This is a genomic window from [Actinomadura] parvosata subsp. kistnae, from assembly GCF_900323885.1.
GTDB lineage: Bacteria > Actinomycetota > Actinomycetes > Streptosporangiales > Streptosporangiaceae > Nonomuraea > Nonomuraea composti.
This window is the reverse complement of sequence record NZ_OOHJ01000018.1, coordinates 3,579,908-3,598,064: the sequence shown is the minus strand read 5'-3', so window position 1 is coordinate 3,598,064 and position 18,157 is coordinate 3,579,908. Positions and strand designations below refer to the sequence as shown.

At 69.5% G+C, this 18,157-nt stretch carries 20 protein-coding genes; 10 read left to right on the top strand and 10 right to left on the bottom strand.

From position 1 onward, the window contains the following. Positions 1-90 precede the first annotated feature (90 nt). The 4 genes from KIS93_RS37125 to KIS93_RS37110 form a co-directional block, all read right to left on the bottom strand. Positions 91-828 carry an energy-coupling factor ABC transporter ATP-binding protein gene (locus KIS93_RS37125; protein WP_418113134.1) on the bottom strand — a complete coding sequence of 246 codons (738 nt, stop codon included), beginning with the start codon at positions 826-828 and terminating at the stop codon, positions 91-93. Next, positions 822-1,577, bottom strand: coding sequence for a cobalt ECF transporter T component CbiQ (gene cbiQ, locus KIS93_RS37120; protein WP_080043296.1), 756 nt, complete (start codon positions 1,575-1,577; stop codon positions 822-824). The genes KIS93_RS37125 and cbiQ overlap by 7 nt, the downstream gene beginning before the upstream one ends. Positions 1,578-1,580: 3 nt before the next feature. Next, positions 1,581-2,462 carry an energy-coupling factor ABC transporter permease gene (locus KIS93_RS37115; RefSeq protein ID WP_246005401.1) on the bottom strand — a complete coding sequence of 294 codons (882 nt, stop codon included), beginning with the start codon at positions 2,460-2,462 and terminating at the stop codon, positions 1,581-1,583. Positions 2,463-2,674: 212 nt separating this feature from the next. Further along, on the bottom strand, positions 2,675-4,483 hold the full coding sequence (locus tag KIS93_RS37110; protein ID WP_155128628.1) for a glycosyltransferase family 2 protein: 1,809 nt from the start codon (positions 4,481-4,483) through the stop codon (positions 2,675-2,677). Positions 4,484-4,808: 325 nt separating this feature from the next. On the opposite strand from KIS93_RS37110, the gene KIS93_RS37105 reads away from it, so the two are divergent. From KIS93_RS37105 to KIS93_RS37090, 4 genes are all read left to right on the top strand, one after another. After that, positions 4,809-5,168, top strand: coding sequence for a hypothetical protein (locus tag KIS93_RS37105; RefSeq protein WP_080043299.1), 360 nt, complete (start codon positions 4,809-4,811; stop codon positions 5,166-5,168). Positions 5,169-5,185: 17 nt separating this feature from the next. Beyond that, positions 5,186-5,551: a ClpX C4-type zinc finger protein gene (locus KIS93_RS69205; RefSeq protein ID WP_080043300.1), complete on the top strand. Its 366-nt coding sequence runs from the start codon at positions 5,186-5,188 to the stop codon at positions 5,549-5,551. Positions 5,552-5,632: 81 nt separating this feature from the next. Continuing rightward, entirely contained in the window at positions 5,633-7,270 is a 1,638-nt protein-coding gene (locus tag KIS93_RS37095; RefSeq protein ID WP_080038912.1) for an ISAzo13 family transposase, read from the top strand. A gap of 123 nt (positions 7,271-7,393) precedes the next feature. After that, entirely contained in the window at positions 7,394-8,512 is a 1,119-nt protein-coding gene (locus tag KIS93_RS37090; RefSeq protein ID WP_246005400.1) for a D-2-hydroxyacid dehydrogenase family protein, read from the top strand. Here KIS93_RS37090 and KIS93_RS37085 read toward each other — a convergent pair. Further along, on the bottom strand, positions 8,507-9,046 hold the full coding sequence (locus KIS93_RS37085; RefSeq protein WP_230465622.1) for a CGNR zinc finger domain-containing protein: 540 nt from the start codon (positions 9,044-9,046) through the stop codon (positions 8,507-8,509). The two genes, KIS93_RS37090 and KIS93_RS37085, sit on opposite strands and share 6 nt — an antisense overlap. Before the next feature lie 99 nt (positions 9,047-9,145). Here KIS93_RS37085 and KIS93_RS37080 point away from each other — a divergent pair, with 99 nt between their 5' ends. Both KIS93_RS37080 and KIS93_RS37075 read left to right on the top strand, forming a co-directional pair. After that, on the top strand, positions 9,146-9,904 hold the full coding sequence (locus tag KIS93_RS37080; protein WP_080043302.1) for a class I SAM-dependent methyltransferase: 759 nt from the start codon (positions 9,146-9,148) through the stop codon (positions 9,902-9,904). A 63-nt stretch (positions 9,905-9,967) separates the two neighbouring features. Then, positions 9,968-10,246, top strand: a complete 279-nt coding sequence (locus KIS93_RS37075) for a hypothetical protein (RefSeq protein ID WP_080043303.1) — start codon at positions 9,968-9,970, stop codon at positions 10,244-10,246. On the opposite strand, the gene KIS93_RS37070 is transcribed toward KIS93_RS37075, so the two are convergent. Next, positions 10,207-11,202, bottom strand: a complete 996-nt coding sequence (locus KIS93_RS37070; protein WP_230465623.1) for a DUF418 domain-containing protein — start codon at positions 11,200-11,202, stop codon at positions 10,207-10,209. The two genes, KIS93_RS37075 and KIS93_RS37070, sit on opposite strands and share 40 nt — an antisense overlap. 212 nt (positions 11,203-11,414) lie before the next feature. Next, complete coding sequence (locus tag KIS93_RS37065; protein WP_080043305.1) at positions 11,415-12,632, bottom strand: cytochrome P450; 1,218 nt, start codon at positions 12,630-12,632, stop codon at positions 11,415-11,417. A gap of 110 nt (positions 12,633-12,742) precedes the next feature. On the opposite strand from KIS93_RS37065, the gene KIS93_RS37060 reads away from it, so the two are divergent. Both KIS93_RS37060 and KIS93_RS37055 read left to right on the top strand, forming a co-directional pair. After that, entirely contained in the window at positions 12,743-13,657 is a 915-nt protein-coding gene (locus tag KIS93_RS37060) for an SDR family oxidoreductase (RefSeq protein WP_080043306.1), read from the top strand. A 133-nt stretch (positions 13,658-13,790) separates the two neighbouring features. Further along, positions 13,791-14,324 (top strand): hypothetical protein, encoded by a 534-nt coding sequence (locus KIS93_RS37055; protein ID WP_080043307.1) that lies wholly within the window; start codon positions 13,791-13,793, stop codon positions 14,322-14,324. Positions 14,325-14,328: 4 nt separating this feature from the next. Here the strand turns inward: KIS93_RS37055 and KIS93_RS37050 are convergent, their stop codons facing one another. Next, positions 14,329-14,730: a hypothetical protein gene (locus tag KIS93_RS37050; protein WP_080043308.1), complete on the bottom strand. Its 402-nt coding sequence runs from the start codon at positions 14,728-14,730 to the stop codon at positions 14,329-14,331. A 91-nt stretch (positions 14,731-14,821) separates the two neighbouring features. Here KIS93_RS37050 and KIS93_RS37045 point away from each other — a divergent pair, with 91 nt between their 5' ends. Then, positions 14,822-15,631: a hypothetical protein gene (locus KIS93_RS37045; RefSeq protein ID WP_080043309.1), complete on the top strand. Its 810-nt coding sequence runs from the start codon at positions 14,822-14,824 to the stop codon at positions 15,629-15,631. Positions 15,632-15,927: 296 nt separating this feature from the next. Continuing rightward, a complete protein-coding gene (locus tag KIS93_RS37040) occupies positions 15,928-16,491 on the top strand; it encodes a dihydrofolate reductase family protein (RefSeq protein ID WP_080043310.1) in 564 nt (187 codons plus the stop codon). 196 nt (positions 16,492-16,687) lie between these two features. On the opposite strand, the gene KIS93_RS37035 is transcribed toward KIS93_RS37040, so the two are convergent. Then, positions 16,688-17,554 (bottom strand): hypothetical protein, encoded by an 867-nt coding sequence (locus KIS93_RS37035; protein ID WP_155128632.1) that lies wholly within the window; start codon positions 17,552-17,554, stop codon positions 16,688-16,690. 281 nt (positions 17,555-17,835) lie between these two features. Beyond that, positions 17,836-18,120, bottom strand: a complete 285-nt coding sequence (locus KIS93_RS37030; protein ID WP_186404618.1) for a hypothetical protein — start codon at positions 18,118-18,120, stop codon at positions 17,836-17,838. Between the last annotated feature and the right edge of the window lie 37 nt (positions 18,121-18,157).

Genomic DNA, 18,157 nt, shown 5'->3' with positions numbered 1-18,157 from the left:
GTACCAAACGCCCCGTCAAGAACCATGCTCCGGGTTTCTACCCATCTCGCCGTCAATGCCCTGCCTGGGAGGCCAGGTTGCTCGGGTTGTTCACACGGCGGGGATCGCGAAGCCGTACGGCAGCTCCAGGCGGTGCCGGGCCAGCAGCTCGGAGTCGGCCAGCAGCTCGCGCGTGGGGCCGTCGGCGGCGATCACGCCGCCGGACAGGATGAGCGAGCGCTCACACAGCTCCAGCGCGTACGGCAGATCGTGCGTCACCATGAGCACCGTCACGTCGAGGGAGCGCAGGATCTCCGCCAGCTCCCTGCGCGCGGCCGGGTCGAGGTTGGAGGAGGGCTCGTCCAGCACCAGGATCTCGGGCGCCATGGCCAGCACCGTCGCCACCGCCACCCGGCGCCGCTGCCCGAACGACAGGTGGTGCGGCGGCCGGTCGGCGGCCTCCAGCATGCCGACCCGCTCCAGCGCCTCGGTGACCACCCGGTCGAGCTCCGCGCCGCGCAGGCCCGCGTTGGCCGGGCCGAAGGCCACGTCGTCGCGGACGGTGGGCATGAACAGCTGGTCGTCGGGGTCCTGGAAGACCAGGCCGACGCGCTGCCTGACCTCCTTGAGCGTGTCCTTGCGCACGGGCGTGCCGGCCACGGTGACACTCCCGTGCCCGGCGGTCAGGATGCCGTTGAGATGCATCACGAGCGTGGTCTTGCCGGCGCCGTTGGGGCCGAGCAGGGCCACGCGCTCGCCGCGCGCGATCGTCAGGTCCACCCCGAACAGCGCCTGGGTGCCGTCGGGATAGGCGTAGGCGAGCTGACGGACTTCGAGAGAGTTCACCACGTTAGTCCCCAGATGGCGAGGGCGACGGCGGGCAGGGCGAGGGCGGTGCCCCAGTGGGCCACGGTCGCGGGCAGCTCCTGGATGACGGGGAGCTGGCCCGTGTAGCCCCGGCTGAGCATGGCGAGGTGCACGCGTTCGCCCCGTTCGTACGAGCGGATGAACAGCGCCCCCGCCGACCGCGCGATCACCGGCACGTGCCGAAGGTTACGCGCCTCGAACCCGCGCGACTCCCTGGCCACCCGCATCCGCCGCATCTCCGCCACGATCACGTCCATGTACCTGAGCATGAACATGGCGATCTGCACCAGCAGGCTCGGCACCCGCAGCCGCTGCGCCCCCAGCAGGACGGCCCGCGGCTCCGTGGTGGCGGCCAGCAGGACGGAGGCGACCACCCCCAGCGTGGCCTTGGCCAGGATGTTCCAGGCCGCCCACAGGCCGGGCACGCTCAGCGAGAGCCCCAGCACCTCGGTGCGCTCCCCCAGCCCCACGACGGGGATGAGGAAGGCGAACAGCACGAACGGCACCTCGATCACCATGCGCCGCAGAACGTACGTGACCGGCACCCGGGCCGACACCGCGACGCCGGCCAGCAGGACGGCGTAGGCGGCGAACGCCCAGAAGTGCTCGCGCGGCGTGGCCACCACCACGAGCGCGAACGCGAAGACCGCCAGCAGCTTGCACTGCGGCGGCAGCCGGTGCACGACCGAGTCGACCGGCAGGTAGAGCCGGTGGTGGTGCCCAGCGCCCACGAATCACACCTTGATCTTGTCACGGCTGCGCGCGAGCCAGGCCACGACTCCGGCGATGAGCAACACCAGACCGACGCCGATGATCCCGGCCACGCCGACGGGAATCCCGCCCACCTCACCGTAGTCGGCCAGCGCCCATCCGCCGAACAGGTGGTCGGCCGCCTGGTCGATGAAGCCCTTGTTCTCGGCCACGGCCTCCAGCCCGTCGGGCGAGGAGGAGGCGAAGAAGGAGACGATCCCGGCCAGCAGCAGCGTCACGCCGACGCCGCCGAGCAGGAACGGCTTGAGCGTCCCGCGGGCGGTCGCCGGCCGCTCCTGCGTGCCCACGGTCGTGGTGGTGCCGCCGGCGCCGCGCAGCTCCAGCGGCTTGGTCAGGCCGCGGGCGCCGTACACGAGGTCGGGCCGCACGGCCAGCACGGCGCCGACGGTCACGGCCGTGATCAGGCCCTCGCCGATGCCGATCAGCAGGTGCACGCCGCCCATGGCGGCGGCCACGGTGCCGACCTCGATCGGCGCGGTGCCGCCGATCCAGAACAGCAGCGTGAAGACGAGCGCGGCGGCCGGCACCGAGATCAGCGCGGCCAGGAACGCCGCGATCACGACCTTCCCCCTGGTCATCGTGGTGACCAGCCGGAAGACGCCCCAGCCGACGAGCACGGTGACGATGCCCATGATCGTGACGTTGACGCCGAGCGCCGTCAGCCCGCCGTCGGCGAAGAACACGCCCTGCACCAGCAGGACCACGGCCATGCACAACACTCCTGTGTACGGCCCGGCGAGTATCGCGGCCAGCGCGCCGCCCAGCAGGTGGCCGCTGGTGCCGGCGGCGACGGGGAAGTTGAGCATCTGCACGGCGAAGATGAACGCGGCGACCAGCCCCGCCATGGGTGCGGTGCGGTCGTCGAGCTCGCGCCGCGCCCCCGCAGACAGACGGCGACGCCGGCGGCCGCGACGACGCCGGCCGAGATGGATGTCGCTGCGTTGAAGAAGCCATCGGGTACGTGCACGGCTGCCTCCAGGAAGAGGTGCTCCGAGTAGGAGGAAGGACAAACGGTCCTACTTTAGGACATCGTCTTGCACCTGCACATAGATGGCAATTACCGCAAGATTCTTTTGACCAGGCTCTCCGCCGTCAGCCGCCGCACCACCGCGCTCAGCCGTCCCTTCCCCGAGGTCGTGTACGGCCGCACGCTGCGCAGCAGGGCCGACCCCCACCAGCGGCGCGCCCCGGCCACCGTCTCGGTCTCGATCCTGAACCGCGCGGGCGGCCCGCCCAGGTCGAGCTCCAGATAGGCGTCCCAGGTGCCGACCGTCAGCCTTCCCACGGCGGGCCTGGCCGCGAAGCCGCCGCCGGGCAGCGCCATCACGCGGTCGGCGCGCTCGCGCCCGCTGCGCCGCTCCCGCCACACGATCTGCTTGACCGCCGTGGCGGCGGGGGTGGTGCCGGCGACGGTGACCTCGCCGTCCATCACCAGCCGGTGGCCGAGCGCCCAGCGCATCCTGATCAGCCGCACCGTGCCGGGCACCGCGACCACGTGGCCGCCCATGTCAATGCTCAGGTTCCCGTTGTCCCTGGTGAAGTAGGGCAGGGCGACGACGCCGCCGACGATGCGGGGCCGCGGCCGGCCGATGTCGCCGTCGCGTTCGGCGCCCAGCCGGCCGAGCCGGATCACGCCCTCGACCTCGACCGCCACTCGCAGGTCCCAGACGCCGGACTCCAGCGCGCCCACGTCGATCCGCGCGGTGAACTCGCCGCCCTTGCGCTCGGCCGGCACGATCACCTCCTTGGCCGGGTCGTGCCGGGCGCGCAGCACCACGGCCAGGCCGTCGTCCCTGGTAATGCCGTCGAGCCGGGCGGCGCCCGTCACCACCAGGCGCTCGCCCTCCCAGCGCAGCCCGGTCAGCCGGCGCCGGACGGTGGCGCTCTCGATGCGGGCCAGGCGCACCAGGCGCTCGATGTCGTCGAGGGCGCCGGCCCGCTGCCGGTCGATGGTGTTGAGCCGCTCGTGGACGCCCGGCGTGTACCACTCCTCGCACAAAGCGGCGACCTCGCGCGCGATGTCCTTGCGCCGCACGTCGTCGCTGTCCAGGAACGGCACTCCGAGCTGCGTGAAGATGTCGAGCCTGAAGTGCCGGCGCAGCAGGTGGTCACGCAGCGGCCCCGGCTCGACGTGCCGGGCCATGAGCCGGATGGGCTCGCGGATCATGGCCAGCCAGGCCAGCGGGTCCCTGCTGCCGGGCTGCTGCATGATGCTGGTGCCGTCGGGCCTGGAGACGAGGTGGTAGCAGTCGTAGTCGGCCACCACGGAGACCGCCCGGGCGTGGCAGTAGGCGTGCACGGTGAACAGGATGTCCTCGCCGACCAGCACGCCCTCGCCGAACCTGATGCCGTGGCGCACGAGCAGCTCGCGCCTGAACAGCTTGTAGCAGCTCAGGCTGTTGTAGACGGTGCTGTCGGCGAGGGTGACCCGGTCGGCGCCGTGCGCGAACATCGACACGGCCGCCCGCCTGCCGTGGCCCACGACCTTGCCGAGGACGATGTCGGTGTCGTTGCGGTCGGCAACGGCCACCATGCGTTCGAGCGCCTCGGGGCCGAGGTGGTCGTCGGCGTCGCAGAAGAAGACGTAGCGGCCGGTGGCGTGCTCGATGCCGACGTTGCGCGGCCGGCCGGCGCCGCCGCTGGCCTCGATGTGCACGACCTTGACGCTGCCGGGGTGATAGGCGGCGTAGAGGTCGAGGAGCTCGCCGCTGCCGTCGGTGGAGCCGTCGTCCACGACGACGATCTCCTTCTTGACCCGCTGGACGAGTGCCGAGGTCAGGCACCGGTCGAGGAAGGCCCGGCAGTTGTGTACGGGGATGACGACGCTGACGTCGACCGCGTCGTCATGCTCCGCTGCCCCCTGCATCGCCACCACTCCACAGTCACGTTACGACGTCGTCCGGTCTCAGTATGTGACGAGCACAGGGGGTCGCGGGGGTGGATCCGCGGTCTTCCTCTTACTCATTTGGGAACTTCGGAGATTCACGGGCAATCCCCTGGATAAGCTGCGAGATCTCCGCCGAATACCGCATTCGACCGGCACCGAACGGGTTTCAGGGAGGCGTATTTCCGCCGCGGGAGAAGAATTATCCCCGCCGGGTTCATTCCGCCACCACCGCCCGCCTCCGGTGATCCCGGCGCGAGAGCCGCGCGTCTACAGTTAGGCAACCTTGACCAGGAGGTGGCGGGAAATGGGATCGGATCTCCGCAGCGGCATAGCCGGCGGCTTGGCCGTGCACACTGCTGAGTTCATCGTCTCCTCGGCGCGCCTGACGGAGCTGCACGAGTGCTCCGCGGTGCTGCGCCGCACGAGGAAGCGGGCCGAAGAGATCGTGGACGAGGCTCGCACGCTGCTGGCCGAGGCGGAGCGACACGGCGACCTGGAGCGTGCCTACCTCCTGCGCGACCAGCTCGAACAGGCCCGCGACAGGTACGGGCACGTGCTGACCGCCTACCTGTCGCTGAGCCGCAAGATCAACGAAGAGCGGCAGGAGATCCTGCGGGCCCAGATGCTCCGGGATCGAAACCTGGGCTTGTCAGGAGTCGCCTGACGGGCTAGTGTCAGGCCATGCCTGACTGGAAAGAGAACCTCCGATGCTCCTTCTGTCACAAGAAGAGCGGGGACGTGAGCAAGCTCATTGCCGGGCCCGGCGTACACATTTGTGACGAATGCGTCGGGTTGTGCGTCGAAATCCTCGAACAAGAACGGCTGGCCTCCTCCACCGAACCGCGACTTCCCGCCTGGGAATCCATGACCGTCGAGCAAATACTCGAACACCTCCCGAAAATCGCCGCCGTACAAGCACAAGTGGACGACAACCTGCGCGACTGGGTGGCACACCTGCGCACCCGCGACACGAGCTGGGAGCGGATCGGCGCCGCCCTCGGCATGACTCGGCAGTCCGCCTGGGAACGGTTCAGAAGCGAGACCTGACAACGCGTTCAGAAGCCGGGACCCTGAGGGCCTGCAGAGAAATAACTCGTAGCATTCCGGGTTCGCGGTCGATGGTCTGGTATGAGCGTGTCGGCGGAGACCGTAGAGATGCTGGCTGCGAAACTTGAGGTGATCTTGCCGCATCTGGACGAGCGGCAACGCCGGCTGCTGCTCGGTGCCGAGGCGCGCGCACTGGGGCACGGCGGGATCCGGGCGGTGGCCCAGGCGGCGAGTGTCCGCGAGGCCACGGTGTCACGGGGCGTGGATGAGCTGGAGGCGGGCGCCGAGCCGTTGGGACGGGTCCGTCGGCCAGGCGGAGGACGGAAGCGACTGGTCGACATCGACCCCCAGTTACGGGCCATGCTGCTGGCGCTGGTGGAGCCGGATGAGCGTGGGGATCCGACCTCGCCGCTGCGCTGGACCACCAAGTCCACCCGCAAGCTGGCCGGTGAGCTCACCGGCCAGGGGCACCGGGTGTCGGCCGACACCGTCGCCGACATCCTGCGCACTGAGGGGTTCAGCCTGCAGGGCAACGCCAAGACGCTGGAGGGCGGCCGGCACCCGGATCGCGATGCGCAGTTCCGCCACCTCAATGAGCAGGTCCGCGCGTATCGCGATGCCGGACAGCCGGTGATCAGCGTGGACACCAAGAAGAAGGAACTGCTCGGGCCGTTCAAGAACGCCGGACGGGAGTGGCGGCCGGCCGGTGAGCCGGTGCTGGTCAACGTCCACGACTTCGCCGAGTCCGCATCCGGGAAGGCGATCCCGTACGGCATCTACGACATCGCGGCCAACACCGGCTGGGTGAACGTCGGCACCGACCACGACACCGCCGCGTTCGCGGTCGCCTCCATCCGCCGCTGGTGGCATGCCCAGGGCAGCGCCGCTTACCCGCAGGCCACCCGGCTGCTGATCACCGCCGATGCCGGCGGCGCGAACGGCTACCGCACCCGCGCTTGGAAGAGCGAACTGGCCGCTCTGGCCGCCGAGACCGGCCTGACCATCACCGTCTGCCACCTGCCGCCCGGAACCTCGAAATGGAACAAGGTGGAGCACCGGCTGTTCGCCCACATCACGATGAACTGGCGCGGCAGACCGCTGACCAGCCACGAAGTGGTGGTCAACAGCATCGCCGCCACCACCACGAGCACCGGATTGCAAGTGCAGGCCGCACTTGACACCGGCGTCTACCCGCTCGGCGCCCGCGTCAGCGACGCCGAGCTGGCCGCCCTGCCCCTGACCCGGCACCTCTTCCACGGCGACTGGAACTACACCCTGCACCCCACCCTGGACACCGACCCCGACGCCACCGGTCACGACCAACCGGCCGAACGGTGGGACCCGCAGGTCCTGTCCGATCCCACCCTGACCGGCATGCCCCGCCCGGAACTGGACCGCCTGACCATCAACCTGCAAGCCCGCGATCAGCAACGCCCGCGAATCAAAGCGGGCCGGCCGCCCACTGTGGCGTTCACCGACCAGGTCCTGCTCACGGTGCTGCACCAGCGGCTGGGCCTTGCCATCGAACCCCTGGCGGTTCTGTTCGGCACCAGCCGGACCACCGCCTACCGCACCACCCGAAGCATCGGCCTACTCCTCGATCAGCACGGCACCCACATCCCACCCGCACCCACCCCGCCTGGGCTGCTGCGCGTCCTGCACGCACGCGTCCTCGCCGAAGACACCAAGGCCGCCAACAAGATCAAACCCGCGTGTTAATAATCTGCAGGTCCTGAGATCGCGTTCAGAAGCGAGATTTGAGATCGCGCTCAGAAGCAACCCCTCAGATCGCGTGAACCTCTGTGGCAGATGGGGCGTCCAATCTTTCGAGGAGGCCCGATCATGCACGTCCTGGACGATGCCGCCCTCGATCTCGACCGGCTCCGGCTGGAGCTGCTCCTGATCAGGGTGCTGCACGAAGAGGCGGAGCGGCTGGCCTCCGGCCGAACGGGCTCCAGCTCCCCGGGCCACCCCGGGGAGCTGGAGCAGGGGGCCGCCCGCATAAGATCCGGAACCATGCTGCGATGCGCCGTGCTCGACGACTATCAGGACGTGGCACTCGGCCTGGCCGACTGGTCCCGGGTGCGGGCCGAGAGCTTCCGCGAGCACTTCAGCCGCCAGGACGACCTCGTCGCCGCCATCCACGACTGCGAGATCGTCGTCGCCATGCGGGAGCGCACGCCGTTCCCCGCCGAGCTGTTCGACCGGCTCCCCCACCTGCGGCTGCTCGTCACCACCGGCATGCGCAACGCCTCCATCGACCTCGCGGCGGCGCGCGAGCACGGCGTCACCGTCTGCGGTACCGGCAGCGTCTCCACCCCGCCGGTCGAGCTGACCTGGGCGCTCATCCTCGGCCTGGCCCGCCACCTGGTGCCCGAATCGGCCGCCATGCGCGCCGGCGGCCCCTGGCAGCACACGATCGGCACCGACCTGCACGGCCGCACGCTCGGCCTGGTCGGCCTGGGCAAGATCGGCTCGCGGGTCGCGGAGGTCGGGCGGGCGTTCGGCATGGACGTCGTCGCCTGGAGCGCCAACCTCACCGAGGAGCGGGCCGCCGCCTGCGGCGCGCGCCTCGCCCCCGACCTCGACGCGCTGCTGACCGGCTCCGACGTCGTCTCCGTCCACCTCGTGCTCAGCGAGCGGACGCGGGGGCTCATCGGCGCGCGGGAACTGGCGCTGATGAAACCGACCGCCCACCTCATCAACACGGCCCGCGCGGCCATCGTCGACCAGGACGCGCTGGCCTCGGCGCTGCGCGCGCGGCGGATCGCGGGGGCCGGGCTCGACGTGTTCGACCTCGAGCCGCTGCCTGAGGGGCACGAGTTCCGTACGCTGCCGAACGTGCTGGCCACGCCGCACCTCGGCTACGTGACGGAGCTGAACTACCGCACGTACTTCCGCGAGGCCGTCGAGGACATCGACGCCTTCATCGACGGCACGCCGATCCGCGTCCTGTCATGACTTACTCCTGGCTCTGAACGCGGCCGTCTTCACCCGTCCCTGGCAGGCCGTGGAGCAGAACCGGCGGGTGCCGTTGCGTGAGACGTCCACGTAGACGCGGTCGCAGTGCGGCGCCGTGCACACCCCGAGGCGGTCGCTGAACTCGCTGCCCAGCACGATCGCCAGCCCCGTCGCGCAACTGGCCGCCCAGTCGCCCGCCATGGTGCCGCCGCGCCCGTGGAAGTGCAGATGCCAGGGCTCGCCGTCGTGCCGTTCGAGCATCGGCCGGGCGTGCGTCTCCTCCAGCAACGCGTTCACCTGCGTGGCCGCGCTGTCGATGTCGCCGTCCGCGACCGCCTCGAAGACCGTGCGCAGGCGGGCGGCGACCTGCGCCAGCTCGGCCCCCTCCGCCTCGGTGACCTCGCGCTGGGAGGAGTAGACGGCGCGCAGGCCGGCCGTGGCGGCGGCGCCCGCGTCCGCCGGGACAGGGAAGGGCCGCCCGCGCCGCTCCCCCGGCGTCAGCTCGTTGACGAGCGACACCGCCACTCTGATCACGGCATCTGTGTGACTGTTGTAGTCCAATTGACCGGTTACACCCTCATGCTCTACGTTGTGACTGTCCAAATCTTAGATGACGGTTACAGGGGGCGTTACATGCTTACTCACGAAGCCGCGACGAAGTGGATCGAGCGCTGGGACCGCCAGCAGGAGGGCTACCTGCCCGACCGTGAGGAGCGCTTCACGGCCCTGATCGACGCCGTGCAGGCCCTCGGCCGGCCCGACCCCGTGGTGGTGGACCTCGGCTGCGGCCCCGGATCGTTGTCCGCGCGGCTGCTGGAGCGGCTGCCGGAGGCCACGGTCGTGTCGGTGGACGCCGACCCGCTCCTGCTCGGGCTGGGGCGCGCGGCCTATCCGCAGCTCACATTCATCTCGGCCGATCTGCGTACGAGCGGATGGACCGGCCTGCTCGGCCTCGACGGCCGGCCCGTCGACGCGGCCGTCAGCACCACGGCCCTGCACTGGATCTCCGGCCCCGAGCTGAAGGGTGTCTACGCCGAGCTGGCCACCGTGCTGCGCCCCGGCGGCGTGCTGCTCAACGGCGACCACATGGACACCGAGGACACCACGCCCGCCCTGTCCCGCCTGGAGCAGGAGGTGCACCGCCTGGAGACCGAGCGGGTGTTCGGCGCGAACCGGCCGGAGGACTGGCGGTCCTGGTGGGACGCCGTCGAGGCCGACCCCGACCTCGCCGCCCTCAACGCCGAAAGGACCACGGCCGGCGCCTCCCACCACGGCTCCGAGTCGCACCTGCTGTCGCACCACGTCGAGGCGCTGCGCGAGGCCGGCTTCACGGAGATCGGCACGCTGTGGCAGCGCGGCAACAACCGCCTGCTCTGCGCCGTACGCGGCTGAGCCCCGGCGCGGGTTCTGGCCCCGCTCTTCCCGCCACCCGCGGCGGGGAGCCACAATGACGTCATGCCGAGCTTCAAGCGGCTGACGATAGCGGAGGCCAGAACCCTGACCCGCGCCGAGCTCCTGCCCCGCATCGAGGAGGAGCAGAAATACTGGTACGACCGCATCCATATGTGCTCGATGCGGCCCGGCGACGACAAGGCGTTCCGCACCTTCAACGACATCGTGCACATCGCCGCGAACCCCCACCGCGCCATCCACGACACCGATGCCATCGCCGAGGGGCGGCCCTTCGACCGCGACTACTGGACGAAGCCGCTCGGGGAGCTGGGCGAGTTGTAGGCAGGTGCTTCCCGCCGTTCACCGGACGGGCGGCGCAGCCAGGTGGCGTAACGCCACAACCACTCGACCGGCCCGTACCGGAAGTGCCGCAACCACAGGCCGGACAGCACGCGCTGCGCGGCGAGAATGCCCGCGGCGATCAGCAGCACCGTCCCCTCGGACCACGTGTCCGGCCTCCCGCCGAGCACCGCGGAGATCAGCAGGACCAGCACGGTGGCGCTCAGGTAATTGGTCAGGGCCATCCTGCCCAGCGGCGCGAAGATCGCCTGCAGCGCGGGGCGGAGCGGCGTCCTGAACAGCGCCAGCATCCCGCACACGTACACCCCCGCGGTGAGCAGCCCCGCGACCGCGAACGCGCTGTAGACCTGGTTGCTCTGCGCCCACGCCGCCGGCACCGCCAGCACCGCGAAGACCAGCGTCGCCGGCCACCACGTCATCCGCTCCAGCCGCTGCGTCACCCCGTACCTGGTCAGCAGCGAGCCCAGCAGGAACAGGCCCGGCACCAGCACCACCCCGTTCGTGCCCAGCGCCAGCGGCACCACCAGCAGGACGCCCGCCAGCACCGCCACCGCCCAGCGGGGCAGCCACGTGGACGGCAGCAGCACCACCAGCCCGACGACGGCGTAGATCGTCAGGATGTCGCCGCGCCACAGCACGAACATGTGCAGCAGACCGATGGCGAGCAGCGCCAGCAGGCGGCGCAGCAGCACCAGGCGGGGCCGGTCGGTACGGTTCGCGGCGGTCTTCAGCATCAGCGAGAAACCGACGCCGAAGAGCAGCGAGAAGATCGGGAAGAAGCGCTGGTCCGCGAGATAGCCGGGCCAGTCGGCCCCTACGGCGTGGCTCAGCACGTCGGCGTCCACGTTGGCGATCGGCCTGACGTTGACCACGAGGATGCCGCAGAGCGCGAAACCACGCAGGACGTCCAGGGCGGTGATGCGGGGTTGCGGGGACATGCGGGGTTGCTGGGACATAGGGGGTTGTTGCTGGGACATACCGCCCATCCTCGGGATCCGGCGCGCGCCGGGGATGAGCCGTCAGCAGGGTTTACGGCAGTACTTTCGGCTGATTCGGGACGGCGGCATGTGACGGCTGCGCGAGCCTGCTCAGGCTGCTTTGACCAGCAGGAGATCGCTCACCCGGCCTTGACCAGCACCTCCGAGACCGCTCAGCCTGCCTTGACCAGCAACCTCCGGGGGCGGAAGACGAAGCCGTCGTCGCTCCACCGCACCGCCGCCAGATCCTCCTGAGCCCGCAGCCCCGGCAGCCGGGTCACCAGCGCGCGGAACGCCTCCTGGAGCTCCATCCTGGCCAGGTTCGCGCCGAGGCAGTAGTGCGGGCCTTGCCCGAAGGTCAGGTGCGGGCTCGGCGCAGCGTCGGCGAACCGGTGGATGTCGAACCGCATCGGCTCCTCGTACACCACGGGATCGTGGTTGGCGGCGGCCAGGTTCGGCAGCACGACCGTGCCGGCCGGGATGGTGCCGCCGGACACCTCGACGTCCTCGGTGACCCGCCGCAGCATGCCGGTGCCGCCCGGCCCCTCGTGCCGCAGGATCTCCTCCACCGCCGCCGCCACCAGCTCCGGGCGCGCAGCGAGCTCGGCGTACTGATCGGGATGGCAGAGCAGCCGGAACGTGCCCCTGATCACCATCGAGGCGGTGGTCTCATGCCCGGCGAGGATCAGCGTGAAGACCATGTTGGTCAGCTCGTCCTCGGTGAGCCGGTCGTCCTCGTCCCGGGCCTCGATGAGCAGGTCGATGAGGTCGTCGCCGGGCTCGGCGCGATGCCGGGCGATCAGCTCGGCCGCGTACGCCATGAACGCGCCGAACGCCTCCCCGCGCGCCTCGGCGCCCGCCGTCGAGGTGGACAGGAACAGGTCCGTCCACCCGCGGAACTGCTCGAACCGGTCCATCGGCACGCCGAGCAGCTCGCAGATCACCCGCGCGGGCAGCGGCAGCGCGAACGCCGCGGCCAGGTCGAACTCCTCACCGGCCGCGTCGAGCAGCTCCCCGGCGATGGCCGCGACGCGGGGCCGCCAGCGTTCGATCTGCCTGGGGGTGAACGTGCCGTGCAGGATGCGGCGGTAGCGGGTGTGCTCCGGCGGGTCCTGGTTGTTCAGCGCCGCCGGGTCGTCGTCGAGGAACGTGCCGCTGACCATCCTGGGCAGGCCGGGCTCGCGCAGGTTGCGGCTGCTGGCGGGCGAGGTCAGCAGGTTCCGGACGTCGGCGTACCGGACGATCATCGGGATCCGGTCACCGCTCGGCATCGTGGCCGCCTCCATGGGGGCCTCGGCGTGCCGGCGGATCAGGTCGGGTGAGGGGGTGCCGTACGGCCCTGGGGGAAGATCGGGCCAGGCTCCCTTACCGCTGCTGGGCTGCTCGGTCATGGCCGCCTCCTCGCACGGACCGTACGAGAGCGCCCGCGCCCGGTCAACCCCTCGGCTCCGGCCGGAAACATGACACCCGTTGTCGGCTTTTCCTCCTACCGTCCTTCCTCATGAGCAGCAACCTGAAGGGCAAGGTCGCCCTGGTGGCCGGCGGAACGCGCGGCGCCGGCCGCGGCATCGCCGTCGAGCTGGGCGCGGCCGGCGCGACCGTCTACGTGACCGGCCGCACCACCCGCGAGACCCGTTCCGAGTACGACCGCCCCGAGACCATCGAGGAGACGGCGGAGCTGGTGACGGCGGCGGGCGGCCACGGCATCGCCGTCCAGGTCGACCACCTCGAACGCGAGCAGGTCAAGGCCCTCGTGGATCGCGTCTCCCGCGACCACGGCCGCCTCGACGTCCTGGTCAACGACATCTGGGGCGGCGAGCTGCTGGCCCAGTGGGAGACACCATTGTGGCGCCACGACCTCGACGCCGGCCTGCGCCTGCTCCGCCTCGCCATCGACACCCACATCATCACCAGTCACTACGCGCTGCCACTCCTGTTCGAACGCCCCGGCGGCCTCGTCGTGGAGATGACCGACGGCACCAAGGACTACAACGACGCCAACTACCGCGTCTCGTTCTTCTACGACCACGCCAAGAGCGCCGTCATCCGCCTCGGCTTCGCCCAGGCGCACGAGCTGCGCCCGTACGGATGCGCGGCGGTCACGCTCACGCCCGGCTGGCTGAGATCGGAGATGATGCTGGAGCACTACGGCGTGACGGAGGCGACCTGGCGGGACGCCACCGCCCGCGAGCCCCACTTCGTCATCTCCGAAACCCCCCGCTACGTCGGCCGCGCCGTCACCGCCCTCGCCACCGACCCGAACGTCCTGCGCTGGACCGGCCAGTCATTGTCCAGCGGCCAGCTGGCCCGCGAGTACGGCTTCACGGACGTGGACGGCTCCCAACCGGACTGCTGGCGCTACCTGGTGGAGGTCCAGGACCCGGGCAAGCCCGCCGACGCGACCGGCTACCGCTGAGGCTTCGCCGTTGGGCGGCCGCCCGCCGACCGCCCAACGCTCCGGCCTGATCACACCTCGATCACGACCGCCCGCTCCAGCGCGCCGATCAGCCAAGCTCGAAAGAGCCATCACGATTCGCCGGGGGGCAGCAATGGTCTTTCGCACCGCACTCGCCGTGACGGCGTTCCTCCTGCTCTCGGCCACCGCCTGCTCAGCGCCACCCACCGACCCCCTGCTGAAGGACCCCGCCCAGTGGCCGCTGGCCAAGCTGAACGGCCTGATCGACCGCCCGCCGGTGCCCGAGGAGGCGGAGCGGGCGCTGGCCCAGATCAGGGTGGGCCCGTACGACCTGCTCGCGTGGATCCACTCCTCCGGCCTGTGCGGGCTGGCCGGCTCCGGCTGGAGCATGTACGTCGACCTGACCAGGTCGGAGGGGCAGCCGCAGCGCGAGGACGGCTTCTCCGGCCCGATGGAGCCGGCAACGAGCACCACCCACGAGAGCAAGGTCACCCTGACCTGCACCCCGACCCGCATGCTGATCAGAGTCGAGGGCGAGACGCAGAACCCGTTCGTCTCCGGCGACGCGGTCGCGAAGCCCGTCAACGGCGGCCTCAACGCCGTCGTCGGCACCGCGGAGGCCCAGTCCGAGTCGCTACCCGGCGCCACCGTCACCCGAGGCGGCTGACCCCTCAGGCGCGGGACGCGTTGAACCAGCGCCCCGCCTGCGGCAGAAGCAACAGGACGATGACGGCCCAGCCGAGCATACGACTCCCGAACACCGCCCCCCACGTCACCGTGGAGTGCAGGACCAGGTCCAGCATGGTCACGCCGATGACCAGCACCTGCACAGCGATGATCGCCCACCGTAGGAATGCCCGCCTGCTCGACCACCTGCTCAGCAGCCACCCGAGCAGGGCGGGCACCAGCGCGGCGTAAACCAGGACGGGCAGCAGCCGCCAGTCAAAGGTGGAGAAGAAGCCGACCAGCACGAGCGCCAAGCCCACCAGTCCGAAGGCGACTTGGAGCGTGATGATGAACTGAGCCACTTTGAGGGTGCGGGGCATGGCCTGCGCCCTGGAGGTGTCCGCCACACCTCCATTCTGACCGCCTCTCGAGGCCAGTGATCGAAAAGAAATATCGGCCCGCGACGATCGTAGCTGTCCCTGACTGAGGAGAGCTCACATGACCCGCTGGACCACCACCTTGACCATCGCCACCATGATCACCCTCTCCACAGCGACAACCACCGGAGCCCTCGGCACCGCGCACGCCGAAGCGTCCTTACCCACCCTGGCACCCACCCCGCCCGACGCCCTCAGACACCAACTGGTCGAGCACCGGGGCGTCACCATGTCACAGCTGTTCACCTCACGGGAGCCCGGCGAGACGACGAGCTACCGCAAGAAGACCCGCGCAGAGTTCGGCAAGGGCACGGTACTCGCCACCGACGTCCGGGAACGAGGCCCGTCCGACCCTCTCCGCTACCTCACCTTCAAGGGCCGCCTGTACTGCCAGGGCTGGATCTGCCCCGCCCCTGAGGGCAAGACCTGGGTCCTCATCTCGGAGAACGCCCGAACCCGCCCGTTCCTCCAATCCGACGGCATCGACCTCGCCTCCCCCGAAACCCTGAGGGCCATCCTCTCCACCGCCACCACCAAACAGCCCGGCGGCGTCTACGACCACACCCGCACCACCCTCTACCAGGGCACCCTCACCTTCGGCCGGCTCTACGCCATCTCCCCCGCCTTCCGCGACCAGCACCACACCGCGAAGCCCACCGGAAAGTACGCCAAGGCCAAGCTGTCGTGGCAGCTGTGGCTGGGCGCGGACCGACTGCCCCGCAGACTCAAGACCTCCTGGTCGGAAAAACTCGGCGAACGCCTGATCACCCACACCGTGGACGCCCGCCTGATCGGCTGGGGCACCAAGACCACCATCCCCCTCCCCTCCCCGGAGGACACGGCAGGCCCGAACGACTGGCGAGACTCCTGACGGCACATAACCGCTTGCCGGCGCCCGCACCCGTTACGGATACTCACCATGCTGATCCGGCGGCAAGCCCGCCCCCGCACCTGCAAGGTGCGCCTCACGGCAGCGCGTCAGGGCACTGACGCGGCGACGGTGTCTTGGAAGCCGCCGGATCACCACTCGACCCATCGCTGCCCCTGAGAAGGTCCTGGGCCACCGACCACCAGCTCGGGTCACCGATGACTTCCCGTCGGCAGCGCCGTCCAAGCATCTGCAACAGGTCACAGCCGCCGCGCCTCAAGCCCCACGGAGTTCAGCTCATGCGCAAGCTGGTAGCGACAGTCTTCAACTACTCCCTCGACGGCCTGCTCGCCGACGAGGGCACCGACTTCTGGAAGTTCTGCTTCGACCTACCGGAGAACCGCGAGCCCGAAGCCCCGGCCCACCTCGACTTCCTCCGCAACGCGTACGCCCACATCATGGGCCGCACCGCCTACGAGAGCATCTCCGAGGGCATGAGAACGTCCCCCGACCACCCCTTCGCCGACATCCTGAACACGGGCCGCAAGGTCGTCTTCTCCCGAACCCTGAAGACAGCCGACTGGCCCAACACCACGATCGCCGCCGGCGACACAACGCAAGAGATCGACAAGCTGAGGACGGGCGGCGACGGCCACATCGTGGTCTGGGGCGGCGTCCGCCTCTGGCGCTCACTCATGCGTCTCGACCTGATCGACGAGCTGGAGCTGAGCATGTTCCCGTACGTCGCCGGCGAGGGCACCCGCCTGTTCGACGGCACCCCCAACTCCTACCGACTCGACCTGATCTCCAGCACCCCCTCCGACAACGGGATCATCTACCTGCACTACCGACGACGCCGCTGACCCACCGCCCGGTCGCACACAGCAAGCGGCACCACCCGTCCAAGGGATCCACGACCCGCTCCACTATTCAATGAGCATCCAGCCTTGGGCCTCAGCTCTGCTCAGCTTCAGCGTGCGACTCGAATCCAGGCTCAGGCTGGAAGCACCCCGGCCCTGGAATCGACGCCCAATCCACGGCCTGCGCATTCATGATGGCTCAGATCTCACCGATCGCGGCGAGCTCTTCCGCCGTGGTGCGGCGAAGCGTCGGCAGGATGAGAAGAAGGTCGGCCTCGGACACACGGTCACTGGCCACCTGTACCAGGGCGTTCTCATGCTTGGCGAACACTCTCGTGCCGGCGCTTTCCGTACGCACCCAGACATCAGTTGACACTTGCCGGCAGCTCCCGGATACGTCGCGTCTATTGGCCACGTCTGGAAGGGGCTCGGAACATGCGGTCTGCGGAACGCCAACCGTCCCAGGCATGACGTAAAGCTGGATCTCCGCTCGGTCACGTAGCCGCGCATAGGAGAGCTCGATGGACGGCGGCCCCGCCTCCCATTCTCCGAACCACTCCGCGAGGTGAACCGGCCGGTACTGCTGAGAGCCAAGACCGATCAGCGGAATGCCGGAGTGAGCCAACCTTTGTGCCCTCGCCGCCTCCCTGATCGCGTCGGTGTTCCATGACATGCCGGCGAACCCGACCACGAGTGCGCCGATCACTGAGAGGCGGAGTGTTCGATCCACCTGCCCGAGCATGGCCGTCGCAGCGATGTGGCCGCCGGCTCCGATGGCGGCGAACATGAGACTGCCGGGCAGCGAGCCGAGCTCCATGAGTTCGGGCACCGTCAGGCCGCGCAGCCCGAGCACGATGATGGCCATGTTCACGAACGGCGCCGCCACTGCGATCAGCCACCAGCGCGGCAGCCCTACCACCCAGCCGAGAATCATGCCTGCGGGGAAAGGCGCGAGAAACATCGCACCTGCGCCTGAGAAGTCGTCCTCCGGCCCGTAGAGGTGGATGAACACCTCCATCAACCCGATGACGCCTCCTATGAGCGCAGCCTTGCATAAGGCGTTCATGTGCGGATTGTAGATCTTGGGTGCCTGCCCTGCCCTGGCGACCAGGAAAGCAAATGGCCTATCGCGTCAAGGCTCTGTATCGCTTGAGCAGCGCGGTGGTTTGATCGTGGTTCAGCTCATTGAGCAGCTCGTCGGGACAGAACTCATAAAGCTCGCCCCACCAACAGCGCGCCTTGTCGTCCCAGACCCGATAGCCGCCGGGCACGCCTCTGACAACGTAGCGCCTCCCACCCACGATCCAACGCCAGGAACACAAACCGGATTTTCCTCATCGTCGTGAATCAGCCGCTGATCATCCGCAGGTCGCCACCCCAGCTGTCTGCGACCACACTCCCCGAGTCGAACACGAACTCCGCTCCCACCCGCTCGCTGCCGTCCACTCCGCCGCCGAATCGCTCGACCACGCGAACGAGTCGCTCGCCGATGTGCCGTACGAAGGGAACGTCATCCAGGGCGGCGACCACATCGACGCGGCTGCCCCACTCCTCCATCACATAGCTCGGCCCTGGTTCGCCTGGCTTGATCTGAAACGACCAATCGGCGGCTACGCGGACGTTGACAATCACTGAGGCTTTTCCAACCTGATCACGCTGGTCAGCAGGG